Annotated in this window: 13 protein-coding genes, 1 pseudogene and 1 riboswitch; of the genes and pseudogenes, 10 read left to right on the forward strand and 4 right to left on the reverse strand. The window is 67.8% G+C overall.

Translation table 11 applies throughout. The features are described from left to right. Window positions 1-13: 13 nt before the first annotated feature. Window positions 14-1,564: a threonine ammonia-lyase, biosynthetic gene (gene ilvA / locus DOL89_RS03615; RefSeq protein WP_119677914.1), complete on the reverse strand. Its 1,551-nt coding sequence runs from the start codon at window positions 1,562-1,564 to the stop codon at window positions 14-16. Window positions 1,565-1,760: 196 nt separating this feature from the next. Between ilvA and DOL89_RS03620 the strand changes: the two genes are divergently transcribed. Further along, window positions 1,761-2,282, forward strand: a complete 522-nt coding sequence (locus tag DOL89_RS03620; protein WP_119677915.1) for a glycine cleavage system protein R — start codon at window positions 1,761-1,763, stop codon at window positions 2,280-2,282. A gap of 192 nt (window positions 2,283-2,474) precedes the next feature. Here the strand turns inward: DOL89_RS03620 and DOL89_RS03625 are convergent, their stop codons facing one another. Beyond that, window positions 2,475-4,445 (reverse strand): di-heme-cytochrome C peroxidase, encoded by a 1,971-nt coding sequence (locus DOL89_RS03625; protein ID WP_162937309.1) that lies wholly within the window; start codon window positions 4,443-4,445, stop codon window positions 2,475-2,477. A gap of 653 nt (window positions 4,446-5,098) precedes the next feature. On the opposite strand from DOL89_RS03625, the pseudogene DOL89_RS25995 reads away from it, so the two are divergent. Then, window positions 5,099-5,539, forward strand: a pseudogene (locus DOL89_RS25995) (hypothetical protein); the annotation flags it as partial. 81 nt (window positions 5,540-5,620) lie between these two features. On the opposite strand, the gene ispH reads toward DOL89_RS25995, so the two are convergent. Further along, entirely contained in the window at window positions 5,621-6,577 is a 957-nt protein-coding gene (ispH, locus tag DOL89_RS03635; RefSeq protein ID WP_119677917.1) for a 4-hydroxy-3-methylbut-2-enyl diphosphate reductase, read from the reverse strand. 175 nt (window positions 6,578-6,752) lie between these two features. Here ispH and DOL89_RS03640 point away from each other — a divergent pair, with 175 nt between their 5' ends. The 8 genes from DOL89_RS03640 (at window position 6,753) to DOL89_RS03675 (ending at window position 14,818) form a co-directional block, all read left to right on the forward strand. After that, window positions 6,753-7,292, forward strand: a complete 540-nt coding sequence (locus DOL89_RS03640) for a hypothetical protein (protein ID WP_162937310.1) — start codon at window positions 6,753-6,755, stop codon at window positions 7,290-7,292. A gap of 293 nt (window positions 7,293-7,585) precedes the next feature. Beyond that, a riboswitch (glycine riboswitch) is annotated at window positions 7,586-7,686 on the forward strand. A gap of 188 nt (window positions 7,687-7,874) precedes the next feature. Then, window positions 7,875-8,990 carry a glycine cleavage system aminomethyltransferase GcvT gene (gcvT, locus tag DOL89_RS03645; protein WP_119677919.1) on the forward strand — a complete coding sequence of 372 codons (1,116 nt, stop codon included), beginning with the start codon at window positions 7,875-7,877 and terminating at the stop codon, window positions 8,988-8,990. Between the two features lie 276 nt (window positions 8,991-9,266). Further along, complete coding sequence (gene gcvH, locus DOL89_RS03650; protein ID WP_205574631.1) at window positions 9,267-9,635, forward strand: glycine cleavage system protein GcvH; 369 nt, start codon at window positions 9,267-9,269, stop codon at window positions 9,633-9,635. Continuing rightward, window positions 9,635-10,981, forward strand: coding sequence for an aminomethyl-transferring glycine dehydrogenase subunit GcvPA (gene gcvPA / locus DOL89_RS03655; protein WP_119677920.1), 1,347 nt, complete (start codon window positions 9,635-9,637; stop codon window positions 10,979-10,981). The genes gcvH and gcvPA overlap by 1 nt, the downstream gene beginning before the upstream one ends. Window positions 10,982-10,986: 5 nt before the next feature. Next, window positions 10,987-12,555 (forward strand): aminomethyl-transferring glycine dehydrogenase subunit GcvPB, encoded by a 1,569-nt coding sequence (gene gcvPB / locus DOL89_RS03660; RefSeq protein WP_404813486.1) that lies wholly within the window; start codon window positions 10,987-10,989, stop codon window positions 12,553-12,555. Window positions 12,556-12,843: 288 nt separating this feature from the next. Further along, the gene (locus DOL89_RS03665; RefSeq protein WP_119677922.1) at window positions 12,844-13,107 is read left to right on the forward strand and encodes a GlsB/YeaQ/YmgE family stress response membrane protein; all 264 of its coding nucleotides are present in this window, start codon (window positions 12,844-12,846) and stop codon (window positions 13,105-13,107) included. A 185-nt stretch (window positions 13,108-13,292) separates the two neighbouring features. Next, on the forward strand, window positions 13,293-13,583 hold the full coding sequence (locus tag DOL89_RS03670; protein ID WP_119677923.1) for a PGPGW domain-containing protein: 291 nt from the start codon (window positions 13,293-13,295) through the stop codon (window positions 13,581-13,583). Window positions 13,584-13,651: 68 nt separating this feature from the next. Further along, window positions 13,652-14,818, forward strand: coding sequence for an aminotransferase (locus DOL89_RS03675; RefSeq protein ID WP_119677924.1), 1,167 nt, complete (start codon window positions 13,652-13,654; stop codon window positions 14,816-14,818). Between the two features lie 113 nt (window positions 14,819-14,931). Here DOL89_RS03675 and DOL89_RS03680 read toward each other — a convergent pair whose 3' ends face one another. Next, a complete protein-coding gene (locus DOL89_RS03680) occupies window positions 14,932-16,329 on the reverse strand; it encodes a hypothetical protein (protein WP_119677925.1) in 1,398 nt (465 codons plus the stop codon). Window positions 16,330-16,519: the final 190 nt, after the last annotated feature.

Raw genomic sequence — 16,519 nt, forward strand, 5'->3', positions numbered from 1 at the left:
GCCCGCCTGTCCTTCAGGCCACCTTCTCGCTGCGCCCGGCACTGCCGCTGTTCCCGTCCAGGAAGCTGCGGTAGGCGGGGTTGCTGGTTTCCTCCCAGTGGGGATAGCCGAGTTCCGCCAGCTTGCGGCGGAACAGTGCCCGCTCCCCCTCCGGCACCTGGATGCCGGCCAGCACGCGGCCATTGTCGGCCCCGTGGTTGCGGTAGTGGAAGAGGGAGATGTTCCAGGCCGGGTCCAGCCCGTCCAGGAACCGCATCAGCGCGCCCGGCCGCTCCGGGAACTCGAACCGGTAGACCAGCTCGTCCCGCAGGCCGGGAACACGGCCGCCCACCATGTAGCGGACATGCAGCTTCGCCATCTCGTTGTCGGTCATGTCCAGCACGGTGAAGCCGTGGCCGCGCAGCATGGCCACGATCTCCCCCTTCTCCTTCTCCCCGCGGGAGAGCTGGACGCCGACGAAGATGTGGGCGTCGCGTTCGTCGGCGTAGCGATAGTTGAACTCCGTGATGGAGCGCTTGCCGAGGAGCTGGATGAAGCGGCGGTAGCTGCCGGGCTGCTCCGGGATGGTGACGGCCAGAAGCGCCTCCCGGTGCTCGCCGATGTCCGCCCGTTCGGCGATATGGCGCAGACGGTCGAAGTTCAGGTTGGCGCCGCTGTTGATGGCGACCAGCGACTTGCCCTGCAAGCCCTCCCGCTCCGCATAGGCCTTCAGCCCGGCAAGGCTGAGCGCGCCGGAGGGTTCGGAAACGGCGCGGGTATTGTCGAAGATGTCCTTCACCGCCGCACAGATGCTGTCGGCATCGACGGTGATCACCTCGTCCAGCAGCTCGCGGCAGAGCCGGAAGGTCTCCGCCCCCGCCTGCCGCACGGCGACGCCGTCGGCGAAGAGGCCGACCTGGTCCAGCAGCACCCGGTCGCCGGCCGCGATGGCGGCCTTCATGCTGGCGGCGTCGTCCGGCTCCACCCCGATCACCTTGGTCTCGGGGCGGAGGAACTTGACGTAGGCCGCGACGCCGGCCGCCAGCCCGCCGCCGCCGATGGGCACGAAGATGGCCTCGATCGGGTCGGCGTGCTGGCGCAGGATCTCCATCCCCACCGTGCCCTGGCCGGCGATCACGTCGGGATCGTCATAGGGGTGGATGAAGGTCAGGCCCTGTTCCGCCTCCAGCTTGCGCGCGTGGGACGCGGCCTCGTCGAACGCATCGCCATGCAGCACCACATGCCCGCCCAGCCGCTCCACCGCCTGCACCTTGATGGCGGGGGTGGTCACCGGCATGACGATCAGGGCCCTGACACCCATGCGGTTGGCCGAGAGGGCGACACCCTGGGCATGGTTGCCGGCGGAGGCGCAGATCACGCCGCGCTCCAGCTCCGCCCGGGTAAGCTGGGCCATCTTGTTGTAGGCGCCGCGCAGCTTGAAGGAAAAGACCGGCTGCAGATCCTCCCGCTTCAGATGGACGTCGTTGCCGATGCGCTTCGACAGGCGCGGCATGTGGTCCAGCGGGCTTTCGATGGCGACATCGTAGACCCGGGCGGAAAGGATCTTCTTCACATAGTCATACACGGAGCAGGACCCCTGTTGCCTGTCCCGCCGGACAGCCCGGCGATGGCCGGAATGCACCAGTTCGGGTCGTTTCGTTCAAGGCACTTCTTTGCAATGCAACAATGTTGCCGGCGGGATGCCGCCGCCCTGTTCTGGACGTTCATGCCGTGGGCGTTCAGGATGGTGCCCGACAACAAGATCAACCGGGAGGAAACAGATGACCACCGTGATCCTGACCGCCTATGGCAGCGACCGGCCGGGCTTGGTGCAGACCGTCGCCGATGCCGTGCATGGCTGCGGCGGAAACTGGCTGGAAAGCCATTTGTCGCGGCTGGGCGGCATGTTCGTCGGCTCCATCCTGGTGGACATACCGGAGGAGCGGCTGGGGCTGCTGAAGGACCGGCTCCGCGGCAGCGGGGAGAAGGGGCTGACCGTGATGGTGGTCCCGGCCCCGGCCGCGCAGGAGGCGCCGTCCGGCCCGCTGATGGTGCTGGACATCATCGGCCAGGACCGCCCCGGCATCATCCGCGAGGTCACCGCGGTGCTGGCCGAGCACGGGGTTAACATCCAGGAGATCGAGACGGAGCTGAGCAACAGCCCCTGGTCGGGGGAGAAGCTGTTCAAGGCCCGCGCCGAGCTGGAGATGCCCGAGGGGCTGGGCACAGACCGGCTGCGCCAGGCGCTGGAACGGCTGTCCGGCGAGATCATGGTGGATGTGGCGCTGAAGCAGGCGGAGTAGGGGGGCAGAACCGGTCAGGGGGGGCGAGCCGGCGTGCTGCGAGAGTTCTTCGATACCGCGTCGGATCGGCGCTGCGCTTGATCCGACCTACGGGACAGTGCTGCGGAAAAAGATGGCGCGGGCGGGCCGGGTGGATGAGCCACGGCGGCCAATGCCCGCGCCGGAATGCCGGAGGTCAGGAGACCTGCGGGATCAGAGCGTCTTCAGATACTCGACCAGGGCGTTACGGTCGGCTTCGCTGAAAGCCGGGCCGATCACGCCGGCGCCGCGCGGCCCGTCCTGGAAGGAGTGGCCGATGTTGAGGTTGCCCTTCACCGACGTGTCGATCTTGTTGGTGCCGGTCTTGCAGCTCGTGTCATAGCCGACCTTCGTGGGATCGAACTCCAGGCTGCCGAGGCAGAAGGACTTCGGCCGCTCCGCCGCCGGCAGCAGCAGGTCGTGCAGCGACGGAACGGAGCCATTGTGCAGGAACGGGGCGGTGGCCCAGACCCCGTCCAGCGGCCGGGCCTTGTAACCGGCGGGAGCCTGGATGCAGTTCCGGCGATAGCCGTCCATATGCGCCCGCTCCTCGGCCGGAACGCCGTTCTCGTCGTACCACCGCTCGATCACCTTGCCGGTGACCACCGCGAGCGCCCAGCCGAACGGGGCTTCCGTTGCCGTCGTGCCGGCCTTGCCTTCGCAGTAGGTGCCGTTCACCGGTTCCGGCTCGGGAACGCCGAGATAGGCCGGCACCTTCACCATCCGGGTCGCCAGCACCTCCGCCTGGGCGGGATCGGTGCCGACCGTGCTGAGCGGGATGACCGGCACCTTGTAGTAGCGCTCTCCCTCCGCGTTCGGCGTGGTCCAGTAGGCAGCGTCCCAGAACCGGCCCGACGGGTCGTTCACAGCCGGGCGGTGGCAGGTGGCGCAGTGCTGCGTATAAAGTTCGCGGCCGCGTTCCGCCTTCGTCCGGTCGATGGGGCCGAGGATGTCCTCCGGCCAGGCGGGGGAGGCCAGACCCTTGAATCCCTTGGTTCCATGCTGCGGATCTGGGCCGGCAAGCAGCTCTTCCATCTGGAACAGCTCCTTGATCGGGATCGAGGAGGCGTACAGCGGCCGGCTCGGATCGGTCAGGTTGACCTTGGCGGACACGCCCATCGCCTCACCGGCGTTGCGCACCATGGGCTGCCGGATCGAGGCATCGTACTGGACCCAGTCGAACCAGGAGGTGCTCCAGGTCGCCGGGTAGTTGACCGGGGCATTGTTGGGGGCGATGTTCGCGGAGGGGTCGAAGCCCGCTTCCTTGGCTCCGACCAGATCCGTGAAGAAGACCTGGGTGCCGATGCGGTTCAGGGCATCGAGGCGCATGAAGCCCTCTTCGACGCTGCCCTTCATTCCGTCGGCCATCTGCTGGAGCGTCGCCTCGCCGGCCTTCAGGAAGGCCTTGAGGGTCTTCTTGAGCTGGTCACGTTCCGCATCGCTATGGTTCGGTCCCAGCACCCGGTCGGCGAAGCGGTCGAAACGCCCCGGAACATAGACCGTATAGGCGAGCGCCAGGCCGAGGGAGGTGCGGAACTTGCCGAGGTCGGTGGTGGCGGGCGCCCCGTCGATCCGGATGTTCGTGCCGCGATAGTTCATCTGGCCGGTGTGGCACGCGGCGCAGGTGAGGCCGATCTGGTCCGGGACCTTGTTCCCGGTCGTCGGGTCCAGATAGCCCGGCGTCCGCGCGAAGCCGACGGGGAGGCCGTCCGGATTGCCCGGGAACGATTTGGGATCGTAGGCGACGTTGAAAGCGCCCGCGTTGCTTCCATAGCCGTAGCCCGCAGCTCCGGAGGTGCCGCCCTGCGGCGCCGTGCGCGGACTGGAGATGAAGCCGAAACGGGCCATGTAGGCCGGGTCCGCCAGCATCTTCGGTTCGCCGAACAGGCGGATGCCGGGCTGCTCCAGCGCGATGAACCAAGCGTAGGGCACGGGCATGGTCGAGGTGCCCTGCGACGCGTGGTGGAACCAGAAGCGCGCATCGTCGCTCCAGTTCTGGTCCAGCCAGACGGTCTTCGACGTGGGATTCTGCTCCGGCAGGTCGGGCGGGAAGAAGGAACATCCCGCGAGAATGGACCCTGCCAGCAGCATGCCGCCCAGGCCCGCGATACGCATACGCAATGTCGGCCGGTCCGACCCACTCATGATGCCTCCTCGACACCGCCCACCGGTGTTAATGCGACGTTAACGAGCAATTCCGCTTGCCCATAATGACTAATACGATAGCATGGGCATATGCGCAATGCCAGGGCGGCGGCGTCTTACATTTCAGAGGAAGTCAGATGGGATTCCTGGACACCTATGATGCAACCCCGGACGCGGACAAGACCAAGATCCTGTTCGGCGCCTTGGGACAGGACCTGCTGGGCGTCACGGCCGAACTCCGGGAGAAGCGCCCGATTCTGCAGGCGCCGGGCGGAGTCGTCCTGATCACCAGGTTCCATGACGTCGAGGAGGTGCTCTCCCGGAACCTCGTCTTCACGGTCCGTCCGTACCAGCCGAAGATGGACCCCGCCGTCGGCCCATTCATGCTAGCCCGGGACGGGACGGTCTACAATCAGCGCGATAAGGGGATCATGCGCGCATTGATCCAGCAGGCGGACATGTCTGGCGTCCGGAAAACCGTGGCCGATCTGGCCCGGTCCGCCATTGCGGGCGGCATGTCCGACGATGGCAGGCTGGAGGTCGTATCGCAGGTGACCCGGCTTGTCCCGGTACGGCTCACGGGCGCGTATTTCGGCTTCCCGGGCCCGGACGACGCCACGATGATGGCGTGGTCGCGCGCCACGCAGTACGACATGTTCCACAATCTGACAAATGATCCCACGGTTCACGCGCGTAATCTGGAAGCCGGCAAGGAGATGAGGACTTGGCTCACCGGCTTCCTCCCCGACCGTGCCCGGCAGGTCCAGGCCGATCCCAAGCAGGATGATGTGGTCGCGCGCATGCTGCGTCTGGTCACGCCGGCCAGCATCGGGTTCGACTTCGAGCGGATCATGAGCAACACGATGGGACTTCTGGTTGGCGGGGTGGAGACCACCTCGGCCGCCATCGTCCAGGCCATCGATCAGTTGCTCAACCGGCCGCAGGCTCTCGCAGGTGCGCTCGATGCGGCGAAGTCCGGCGACAATGCCACGTTCGACGCGTATTTCTGGGAAGCATTGCGCTTCAACCCGATGAACCCATTCATCGTGCGTCTCTCAGCCGAGGACTATACGGTTGCGGCAGGAAGCGAGCGCGCCGCCTTGATCAAGGCAGGTTCGCTGGTGCTGGCGTCGAACGCCTCGGCCATGCACGACCGGCCTTGCGGAGACAGGGGCCTACTCTGCCGCCAGGATGCGGGGGAGCTTGAAAGTAACGTCTTCCACGGCGGTGACGACTTCCTCCACCGTCACCTCGTAACGCTGCCGCAACTCCGCCAGGACCTCATCCACCAGCACCTCGGGAGCGGAGGCGCCGGCGGTGATGCCGAGGGTGGCAACGCCCTCCAGCTCCGCCCAATCGATGTTGGCGGCGCGCTGCACCAGGACGGAGCGGGGGCAGCCCTGGACCTTCGCCACCTCCACCAGCCGCATGGAGTTGGAGCTGTTGGGCGCGCCCAGCACCAGCACGGCGTCGGCACGCTGGGCGATCACCTTCACCGCGGCTTGCCGGTTGGTGGTGGCGTAGCAGATATCCTCCCGCTTCGGGCCGCTGATGGCGGGGAAGCGCTCGCGCAAGGCGTCCACGATGCCGGCAGTGTCGTCCACCGACAGGGTGGTCTGGGTCACGAAGGCGAGGTTTTCGGTGGCGGGCACTTCCAGCGTCGCCACATCCTCCACCGTTTCCACCAGGGTCACGGTGCCGGGGGGAAGCTGGCCCATGGTGCCGATCACCTCGGGATGGCCGGCATGGCCGATCAGGAGGATGTGCTGGCCGTCCTTGTGGTGCCGCTCCGCCTCCCGATGCACTTTGCTGACCAGAGGGCAAGTGGCGTCCACATAGATCATGTTGCGGCGCTGCGCCTCCGCCGGAACCGCCTTCGGCACGCCATGGGCGGAGAAGACCACCGGGCGGTCGTCGGGAACCTGGTCCAGCTCCTTCACGAAGATGGCGCCCTTGGCCTCAAGGCTCTGCACCACGAATTTATTGTGCACGATCTCATGCCGGACATAGACGGGGGCGCCGTACTTCTCCAGCGCCACCTCCACGATCTGGATGGCGCGGTCCACGCCGGCGCAGAAGCCGCGCGGGGCGGCGAGCAGGACGTGGAGGGAGGGCTTCGCAGGTCCGGACATGGTCAGCGGGAACTCTCTTTCAACCGGGAAAAGTCAGATGGATCGGGCTATTCCGATGGTGGGTGGCGCGGGCTTGTGCCGGTCAGTCCGCTTCACTATTGTCGCGGTGCCTTCCGGGCCGCGGGGTCGCCCCCGCGCAATTCCTTTGGACTCCTTGGATACGGGCACCCGTTCGATGACCACCCGCACCGACCATAATATAGGAACGCCGGCCAGGAAAGCCGCCCGCCGGATGGGCATGGCTGCCCTCCCGGTGCTTGCGCTGCTGGCGCTGGCGGGGTGCGCCGAGTCGGGCAATTTCCGCCCCGGCTGCCCGAATGTGGGCATCGTGCGCGATGCCGGCACCTTGCGGACGGATGGCGCCACGGCGCTGATGAGCAGCCTGCCGGCCATGTGCCAGTATGAGGACAGCGGCGTGAACGTCACCGCCGTGCTTACCATCCAGGCCACCGCGGATGAGGGCAGCAGCGTTACCAGCGTGCCGGTGGAGTACTTCGTGGCCGTTACCGACCCGGAGCGCAACGTGCTGGCCAAGCAGGTTTTTGCCACCACCATTCCGCTGAACGGCGGCAAGGGCTCGGTGCAGGAAAGTCTGGTCCAGTTCATTCCGGCCCCCGTGACGGTGGATGCCCGGTGGTACGAGGTGCTGGTGGGCTTCCAGCTCTCCCAGGATCAGGTGGAGATGAACCGGCGGTCCAACGAGGCGCGACGGTAAAGGGGAATATCGGGGGGCGGCGTTCTTCGCGAAAGCGCCGATCCCTCTCTCCCCGGCGGGCAGACGGCTCAATGGCACGGAGCCAGCCAATTTCACCACCGTCATCCCGGCGGAAGCCGGGACCCAGAGCCATGGGCACCGTCCTCGGGACTCCCGGGCCCCGGCTTCCGCGTGGGTGACGGATTGGATGAATATGGAAATCCCGTTTCGTGCACCCGCGTGACTTCCATACGTCTGCTGCGTTGCGGCGATTGACTCCCTGCGGCGGGGCGTTAGTTTAGGGCACATGCTGACGACCCCTCGCGGGAGAGACCGGCCTGCCTCTCGGGGTAGGGCGGCGCCGAAGGAGCAACCGCCCCCGGAAACTCTCAGGCAGAAGGACCGCAAGGGGGAAGCATATCTGGAAAGCAGGCGGGGCACCGCAGGGCCACAGGCCCGGAGCCCACGCCCACCGACGGAGTAAGTGGGACAGCCGTGGACAGCGCGGCGAAACCCACGAATCTCTCAGGGGTCAGGACAGAGGGGGGCGCGCCGATCCGGGAATAGTCCCGGCACGGAGGACTCTGTCCGGTGGAGCCTGCTTTGACCGATTCGCCCGAGACCACTCTCAAGACCCCGCTGCATGCGCTGCATGTGGAACTGGGCGCCAAGATGGTGCCCTTCGCCGGCTATGACATGCCGGTGCAGTATCCGCTGGGGGTGCTGAAGGAGCATCTGCACACGCGGGACAAGGCGGGGCTGTTCGACGTGTCCCACATGGGGCAGGTGCGCATCACCGGCGAGAATCCGGCCAAGGCGCTGGAAACGCTGGTGCCGGGCGACCTGCAGGCGCTGGAACCGGGCCGCATCCGCTACACCATGTTCACCAACGGGCAGGGCGGCATCCTGGACGACCTGATGGTGACGCGGGTCAGCGACACCGAGCTGTTCGTGGTGATCAACGCCGCCTGCAAGCATGCCGACCTGGCGCATATGCGCAAGCACCTGACCGGCGTCGAGATCGAGTATCTGGGCGACGATGCCGGTCTGCTGGCGCTCCAGGGGCCGGCCGCGGCCGAGGTGATGGCGCGCTTCGTGGAAGAGGCGGCCTCCATGCCCTTCATGTCCATAATCGAAACCGACATCGGCGGCATCCCGGTGCGCCTGTCCCGGTCCGGCTATACCGGCGAGGACGGCTATGAGATTTCGGTGGCCCCGAAGCATGCCGAGGCGCTGGCCCGGCTGCTGCTGAGCGAGGAGGAGGTGGAGGCGATCGGCCTCGGCGCCCGCGACTCGCTGCGGCTGGAGGCAGGGCTCTGCCTCTACGGGCACGATATCGACGAGACCACCACCCCGGTCGAGGCGGCGCTGATGTGGACCATCTCCAAGCGCCGCCGGGCCGAGGGCGGGTTCCCGGGGGCGGCGACGGTGCAGGCGCAACTGGCCGAGGGGGCCACGCGCAAGCGGGTCGGCATCCAGCCGGAGGGCAGGGCGCCTGCGCGCGAGCACACGGAGATCCAGGACATGGACGGGCGCGTGATCGGGGAAATCACCAGCGGCGGCTTCGGCCCCACGGTGAACGGCCCGGTGGCCATAGGCTATGTGGCGGCGGCGCATGCCAAGGCGGGCACGCCGGTCCAGCTCATCGTCCGCGGCAAGGCGATGCCGGCCAAGGTGGCCGCGCTTCCCTTCGCGCCGCACCGGTATTTCAGGGGGTAGGGGCTGGTGCGCGACGGGGTGGTTCCGCCTTGGCACCGAGAGGCCCTTCGACAGGCTCAGGGCGAGGTGGGGAGCCATACCGGCAGCACCCCATTCCGATTGCCAGCGAGGTGGAACCGGTAACGGCATCTCCATCCCGCTTGGCGGCGGGGTGGCCTGATCTTGGGAGGTTGCCCTCACCCCGAGCTTGTCGAGGGGCGAGGGCATCGCGCACCGAACAGAATACCGCCGGCCCCGGCCGGCACGTCAGCAGCATCACGTCAGGGGACAGGCATCATGATCAAGTTCAGCAAGGACCATGAGTGGATCAAGGTCGAGGGTGACACCGCGACCGTCGGCATCACGGAATACGCCCAGAGCCAGCTCGGCGACGTGGTGTTCGTCGAGGTGCCGGAAGCCGGCAAGCGGTTGAGCCAGGGCAAGGACGCGGCGGTGGTCGAGTCCGTGAAGGCGGCCTCCGAGGTCTATGCCCCGGTGGACGGCACCGTGGTCGAGGGCAACCAGGCCCTGGCCGACGACCCGTCGCTGGTCAACACGGCGCCGGAGACCGATGGCTGGTTCTTCAAGATGACCCTGTCCAACCCGTCCCAGCTCGACGCGCTGATGGATGAGGCGGCCTACAAGTCCTATATCGAGGGTCTCTGATGCGTTACCTGCCCCTGACCGAGGCCGACCGGCGGGAGATGCTCGCCAGGATCGGCGTTCCGGACGTGGATGCGCTGTTCCGCGACGTGCCGGAATCCGCCCGGCTGAAGGCCCCCATCGCTGGCCTGCCCATGCACCAGGGCGAGCTGGAGGTGGAGCGCCATCTGTCGCGGCTGGCGGCGAAGAACGTCACCGCCGGCTCCGTGCCCTTCTTCATCGGCGCCGGCGCCTACAAGCACCATGTGCCGGCCAGCGTGGACCAGCTTCTGCTGCGCGGCGAGTTCCTGACCAGCTACACGCCCTACCAGCCCGAAGTGGCGCAGGGCACGCTGCAATATCTGTTCGAGTTCCAGACCCAGGTTGCCCTGGTCACCGGCATGGAGGTGGCCAACGCCTCCATGTATGACGGGGCCACCGCCACGGCCGAGGCCGTGCTGATGGCCAACCGCATCACCAAGCGGAACAAGGCCATTCTGTCCGGCGGCCTGCACCCGCATTACCGTTCCGTCACCGAAACGACCTGCGGCGTGATGGGGATGGAGATCGTGGCGGCGGAGCCCGATCCCATGGATCTGGAGGATCTGGCCGGCCGGATCGACGACAGGACCGCCTGCGTCGTGGTGCAGACGCCGAGCCTGTTCGGCCATGTGCGTGACTTCACCAGCCTGTGCGAGGCCGCCCATGCCAAGGGCGCGCTGGTCATCGTGGCGGTGACGGAGATCGTGTCGCTGGGCCTGCTGACCCCGCCGGGCGAGATGGGCGCCGACATCGTCGTGGCCGAGGGGCAGAGCATCGGCAACGCGCTGAATTTCGGCGGCCCCTATGTCGGGCTGTTCGCCACGCGGGAGAAGTTCGTTCGCCAGATGCCGGGCCGCCTCTGCGGCCAGACGGTGGATGCGGACGGCAAGCGCGGCTTCGTGCTGACGCTGTCCACCCGCGAGCAGCATATCCGCCGCGAGAAGGCCACCTCCAACATCTGCACCAATTCCGGCCTCTGCGCGCTGGCCTTCACCATCCACATGTCGCTGCTGGGCGAGGCGGGCTACACCAAGCTGGCCCGCATCAATCATGCGAACGCGGTGGTGCTGGCGGAGAAGCTGGCCGGGGTGGCGGGCGTCGAGGTCCTGAACGAGGGCTTCTTCAACGAGTTCACCGTGAAGCTGCCGAAGCCGGCGGCCGGGATCGTCGAGGCGCTGGCGGCCAAGGGCGTGCTGGCCGGCGTGCCGGTGTCCCGCTTCTACCCGGATGTGGCCGGGGTGGAGAACCTGCTGCTGGTCGCGGCGACGGAGACCAACACCGTGGGCGACATGGACGAGCTGGTCCGCGCCCTCGAGGAGGTGCTGTGATGGGCATGAACAGTCAGGGCCGCGATACGAAGCCCCATGACGTCGCCGTGCTGGAGGACGTGAAGACCTTCACCGGCAACAAGGCGCTCCAGCTCGAGGAAGCGCTGATCTTCGAGCTGGACAACCACGGCGTTTCCGGCGTGGACCTGCCGGAGCCGGCCACCGGCAGCCTGAGGCTGGGCAAGGTAAAGGCGCGCAAGGGCATCGGCCTGCCGCATTTGTCAGAGCCGGAGGTGGTGCGCCACTTCACGCGCCTGTCGCAGAAGAACTTCGGCATCGACAGCACGATGTACCCGCTGGGCTCCTGTACGATGAAGCACAACCCGCGCCTGAACGAGAAGATGGCGCGGCTGCCGGGCTTCAGCGACGTGCATCCGCTCCAGCCCGTCTCCACCGTGCAGGGTGCCTTGGAGCTGATCGACCAGCTTGCCCACTGGCTGAAGACCCTGACCGGCATGCCGGCGGTGGCGATGAGCCCGGCGGCGGGCGCCCATGGCGAGCTGTGCGGGCTAATGGCCATCCGGGCGGCGCTGCATGCACGCGGCGAGGGGCACCGGACCCGCGTGCTGGTGCCGGAATCGGCGCACGGCACCAACCCCGCCACGGCGGCCTTCTGCGGCTTCACCGTGGATTCCATCCCGGCGGAGGAGAATGGGCGCGTCAGCGTTGAGGCGGTGAAGGCCAAGCTGGGGCCGGACGTCGCCTGCATCATGTTGACCAACCCCAACACCTGCGGCCTGTTCGAACCGCAGGTGAAGGAGATCGCCGATGCCGTGCATGCGGCCGGCGGCTATTTCTACTGCGACGGCGCCAACTACAACGCCATCGTCGGCCGGGTGCGCCCGGCGGACCTCGGCGTCGACGCCATGCACATCAACCTGCACAAGACCTTCTCCACGCCCCATGGCGGCGGCGGTCCGGGCTCCGGCCCGGTGGTGCTGTCGGATGCGCTGGCCCCCTTCGCGCCGATGCCCTTCGTGGTGCATGGCAAGGACGGCTTCGATCTGGTGGAGCATGCGGCCGGGACCGATACCCAACCGTTCGGCCGGATGAAGGGTTTCCACGGCCAGATGGGCATGTTCGTGCGCGCCCTGGCCTACATCATGAGCCATGGGGCGGACGGGCTGCGGCAGGTGGCGTCGGACGCGGTGCTGAACGCCAACTACATCAAGGAAAGCCTGAAGGACACGATGTCGGTCAGCTTCGACGGGCCCTGCATGCATGAGGCCCTGTTCGACGACCGCTTCCTGAAGGGCTCCGGGGTCACCCCGCTCGACTTCGCCAAGGCGATGATCGACGAGGGCTTCCACCCGATGACCATGTACTTCCCGCTGGTCGTCCACGGCGCGCTGCTGGTGGAGCCGACGGAGACGGAAAGCAAGGCGACGCTGGACCAGTTCATCGCCACGTTGCGCCATCTGGCGGAGCGGGCGAAGGCGGGCGACGCCGCCTACTTCCAGGCCGCCCCGCGCCTGACGCCGCGCCGGCGTCTGGACGAGACGGCCGCGGCCCGCAAGCCGATCCTGCGCTGGACCCGCCCGGCTGGCACGGCCCAGGCCCAGGCGGCGGAGTAAGGGGCCTCGCCACTGTGTGAGGGGAGCGGGCGGGGCTGGAAACGGCCCCGCCTGTTCTGTTTTGCGGCGCCCCACCGATCTCTTCTCCGTCATCCCGGCGAAAGCCGGGACCCAGAGCCACCAGCACCGCCCTCGGGACTCCTGGGTCCTGGCTTTCGCCGGGATGACGGGTGGGGATGATGGGTGGGGAGGTGCGGCTCCGAGGTAACCGCTGCTCGATTCAAATGGATCGAAACCCGTCCCCGGCCTGTTCCTTCTGCAAACCCAATCCACAGAGGGAGACGTGCCATGGGCATCATCGCCTGGATCATCCTTGGTCTGATCGCCGGCTGGCTGGCGCACAAGATCATGCACGGGGCCGGGGCCGGGCTGGTCATGAACTTGGTGCTGGGCATTGTCGGCGCGTTCGTCGGCGGCTTCCTGGTCCGCATCCTGGGCGGGGCCGGCGTGACCGGGTTCAATATCTGGAGCCTGATCGTGGCCACGCTGGGCGCGGTGGTGGTGCTGTGGCTGTTCAACAAGCTGTCCAGCCGGCGCAGCGCCAGTCTCTGACCCCCGCCGTCACGCGGACGCCACGGATCGGCGGTAGAATGGCCTGACAACGTGACCTGCGGTACTGCGCGTGACAGCGCAGGGCGCGGGATGTTGCGGATGGCTGTGCCGGGGTGCCGGCAGGCCACGCCCCACGTCAGGGCTTATCGCCGCGCCCGGGCGGGCGCGCAGGAAGGCAGGTTTCCATGCGCTCCCGCGATCCGGCACCCGTTTCAGGCCTGCCGCGCCTCCGGCGGATGGCTCTGGTCGCCATGGGCTGGACGATCATCGTGGCCGGCGTGCTTGCAATGCCGCTGCCGGGGCCGTTCGGTCTGCCCATCGCCTTCGCCGGCGCGCTGCTTCTGCTGCGGAATTCGCCGGATGCCAGGAAGACGCTGATCCGCTGGAAGCGGAAGGCCCCGGCGCGCCTATCCCCCATCGTCGGCCGGTTCGAGGCTTGGCGGACCCGCAGGCGGCTGAAGCGTCGAGCCGGGTAGCACGCCGGGGCTTCCCCGCAGGCCGCCTGCGGCTATGATGCTGCCCCACGCAGCAGGGGCGAACGGTCATGAAGACGGGCAATTCCATCCTCTCCTCCTACGGCACTACCATCTTCGAGGTGATGTCCCGGCTGGCGGAGGAGCACCGGGCCGTCAATCTGGGCCAGGGCTTTCCCGACGACAGCGGACCGGCCGATGTGGTGGCGGAGGCGCAGCGCTATCTGGCGGAGGGCTGGAACCAGTACCCGTCCATGATGGGGCTGCCGGCCCTGCGGCAGGCCGTGGCCGCCCATGCCAAGCGCTTCTACGGGCTGGATGTGGACTGGGCGCGGGAGGTGATGGTGACCTCCGGCGCTACCGAGGCGCTGGCCGCCTGCCTGTTCGGCCTGCTGGAGCCGGGGGACGAGGCGGTTCTGTTCCAGCCGCTCTACGACAGCTACGTCCCCATCATCCGTTGCGCCGGGGCGGTGCCGCGCTTCGTGGCGCTGGACCCGGCCAAGGGCTGGAGCTTCACGCGGGAGAGCCTGGAGGCGGCGTTCGGGCCGAAGACCAAGCTGGTGGTGCTGAACAACCCGCTGAACCCCGCCGCCAAGGTGTGGACGGAGGCGGAGCTGCGCGTGCTGGCGGAGGTGGTCGTGAAGCACGACGCCTATGTGGTCTGCGACGAGGTCTATGAGCATCTGGTCTTCGACGGCCGGCGGCATGTGCCGCTGATAACGCTGCCGGGGATGCGGGAGCGATGCCTGCGCATCGGGTCGGCGGGCAAGACCTTCTCCCTGACCGGGTGGAAGGTGGGCTATGTCACGGGCGCGCCCGGTCTGATGCAGCCGGTGGCCAAGGCCCACCAGTTCCTGACCTTCACCACCCCGCCGAACCTGCAATCCGCCGTGGCGCTGGGCCTGGGCAAGGAGGATGCGTATTTCACCGGGCTGGCCGGATCGATGCAGGCCAAGCGCGACCGGCTGTCGGCGGGGTTGCGGGCGGCGGGCCTGACCGTGCTGCCGGCGGAGGGCACCTATTTCCTGATCGCCGACATCGGGGCGCATCTGCGCGATGGCGAGGACGACCAGGCCTTCGCCAAGCGCCTGACGGTCGAGGCCGGGGTCACGACCATTCCCGTCAGCGCCTTCTATGAGACGGATGCGCCGCGCCATCTGGTGCGCTTCTGCGTCTGCAAGCGGGACGAGGTGCTGGATGCGGGGCTGGAGCGGTTGGGGGCGTACTTCGGGGGATGAGGGGGCGGCTGGTTGTGTCGGCCACGCTGCGCGTGACTGACCTACGGTTGGAAGCCAGCCGTCGATGGGATCGGACCTTTCGGAAGGAGTGGTAAGACCGTGTCGGATCGGCGCTATGCTTGATCCGACCTACGGAATCGGGCCATCGGCGCCATGCCTACCGCCAGCGTGGCGATCCAGGCGAGGCGGCTCTGGTAGCGGTCGTGGGGGTTGCTCAATGCGCCGCTGATGAAGGCGTTACCGAGAAGGGCCAGCAGCAGGAACAGGCCCAGGGCGGCGAGGTCGTGGCGACCGCATCGGAAGGCCCAGGCGGCTATGACAGCGAGTCCCAGAAGGGAGAGGTAGGCGACGGGGATGTGGAGGGTGCTCCAGGCGTCGAACAGGCCTTGGGTGATCTCCTCCCGCTGTTGGCGGGCATCCTCGAAGCCGGAAACGGGAAGGAGGTCGCGGAAGACCCAGCGGGTCACCTCCTGCCATTCGTCCAGCCCGTCGCCGGTCGCCACCTTGCCGATCTGCTCCGCCGTGGAGGCGAGGCCGGTGAGGAGGAAGTCTCCGGGATAGCTCCGGATGCTTTCCCGGACGATCAGCGACAGCTCCCGATCCGCCCCGCCCCACCAGCCGATCTGGCGGAACGGGCTGTCCTCATGCCAGATGAAGTCGTTGGCGGTGGCGGGCATGCGGTCGCGGTACTGGCAGAGCTGCACGTCCGGGCGGGGGCAGTTGGCGTCCAGCCAGCGCTGGGCGATGCCGTCCTGCACCAGCCGGCCGAAGACGAAGACCGGCCCGCCCGGCGTGTAGACCGCCTGACCCACCAGGGCCAGATGCAGCAGGGGCATCAGGATCAGGCTGCCGGCCACCACGGCGGCCGGGGGAAGGATACGGATGTGGAGCCGCCAGCCGCGCCAGCGGGCCAGCGCCCAGGCGGCTGCGGTCACCAGCACCAGCCCGATGCCAAGCGCCATGCTGGACATGTGCGACAGCAGCGCCAGCAGGGAAAGCAGGATCAGGCCGGCGCGCTCGGCCCCCGTCAGTCGCTCCCACCGGAAGCCCAGAAGCCAGAGGGCCAGGACCAGCAGCGGCACCAGCACGTCCGGCATGAGCTGGGCGGCGAACCAGGGAAGGCTGGTCAGGAGGGCGAGGGCGACGGTCACGCCGGCCGTGGCGGCGGGGCCGGAGGGCAGGTCGTGGGTGCGCAGCATCAGCCGGATGCACCAGAGCGTCAGCGCGGCCTGCGCCAGCACCGGCCCCCAGAAGCTCCACCAGCCGAGCGAGGCGGCCCAGAGGAACAGGCCGTAGAAGAGGGACCGGCCCGGCTCCAGCCCCATTTCCAGCACCCGGCGCACATAGCCGCCGGTGTCGAAGAACACCAAGGCCCAGCCGTTCCACAGGGCGGGGGCGAGCAGGGCGGCCAGGGAAAAGGTGATCGCGGCCGCCCAAGGCGCCAGCCCGGCCAGACCTGCTGGGCGGGGGCGTGCCGGATTGCGCAGAAGGGCGGGCGGGGTCTGGGGCATTCGATTCATGGAACCTTTGATGCCCGGAACTCGTGGCGGAGTTTGGGCAGGCCGGTCAAGCGGCCCTCGTTGTGCGAACGGGCTTGGTGTAGGATGCGCGGAGCTTCGAAACACCGTTCCTCACCGCAGCCGTACCGGTGCCACATTCGCATTGCCAATTGAATGCCGTGAACTGTCGCTTGCGCGATGG

Origin of the sequence: Indioceanicola profundi (assembly GCF_003568845.1) — a bacterium.
GTDB lineage: Bacteria > Pseudomonadota > Alphaproteobacteria > Azospirillales > Azospirillaceae > Indioceanicola > Indioceanicola profundi.

Excerpts from the sequence above, each read along its gene's own strand:
- ispH (WP_119677917.1), bottom strand. The coding sequence starts at position 6,577 with ATGTCCGGACCTGCGAAGCCCTCCCTCCACGTCCTGCTCGCCGCCCCG.
- DOL89_RS03680 (WP_119677925.1), bottom strand. The coding sequence starts at position 16,329 with ATGCCCCAGACCCCGCCCGCCCTTCTGCGCAATCCGGCACGCCCCCGC.
- DOL89_RS03620 (WP_119677915.1), top strand. The coding sequence starts at position 1,761 with ATGACCACCGTGATCCTGACCGCCTATGGCAGCGACCGGCCGGGCTTG.
- DOL89_RS03670 (WP_119677923.1), top strand. The coding sequence starts at position 13,293 with ATGCGCTCCCGCGATCCGGCACCCGTTTCAGGCCTGCCGCGCCTCCGG.
- gcvH (WP_205574631.1), top strand. The coding sequence starts at position 9,267 with ATGATCAAGTTCAGCAAGGACCATGAGTGGATCAAGGTCGAGGGTGAC.
- DOL89_RS03640 (WP_162937310.1), top strand. The coding sequence starts at position 6,753 with ATGACCACCCGCACCGACCATAATATAGGAACGCCGGCCAGGAAAGCC.
- DOL89_RS03675 (WP_119677924.1), top strand. The coding sequence starts at position 13,652 with ATGAAGACGGGCAATTCCATCCTCTCCTCCTACGGCACTACCATCTTC.
- gcvPB (WP_404813486.1), top strand. The coding sequence starts at position 10,987 with ATGAACAGTCAGGGCCGCGATACGAAGCCCCATGACGTCGCCGTGCTG.
- DOL89_RS03665 (WP_119677922.1), top strand. The coding sequence starts at position 12,844 with ATGGGCATCATCGCCTGGATCATCCTTGGTCTGATCGCCGGCTGGCTG.
- DOL89_RS03625 (WP_162937309.1), bottom strand. The coding sequence starts at position 4,445 with ATGAGTGGGTCGGACCGGCCGACATTGCGTATGCGTATCGCGGGCCTG.
- gcvPA (WP_119677920.1), top strand. The coding sequence starts at position 9,635 with ATGCGTTACCTGCCCCTGACCGAGGCCGACCGGCGGGAGATGCTCGCC.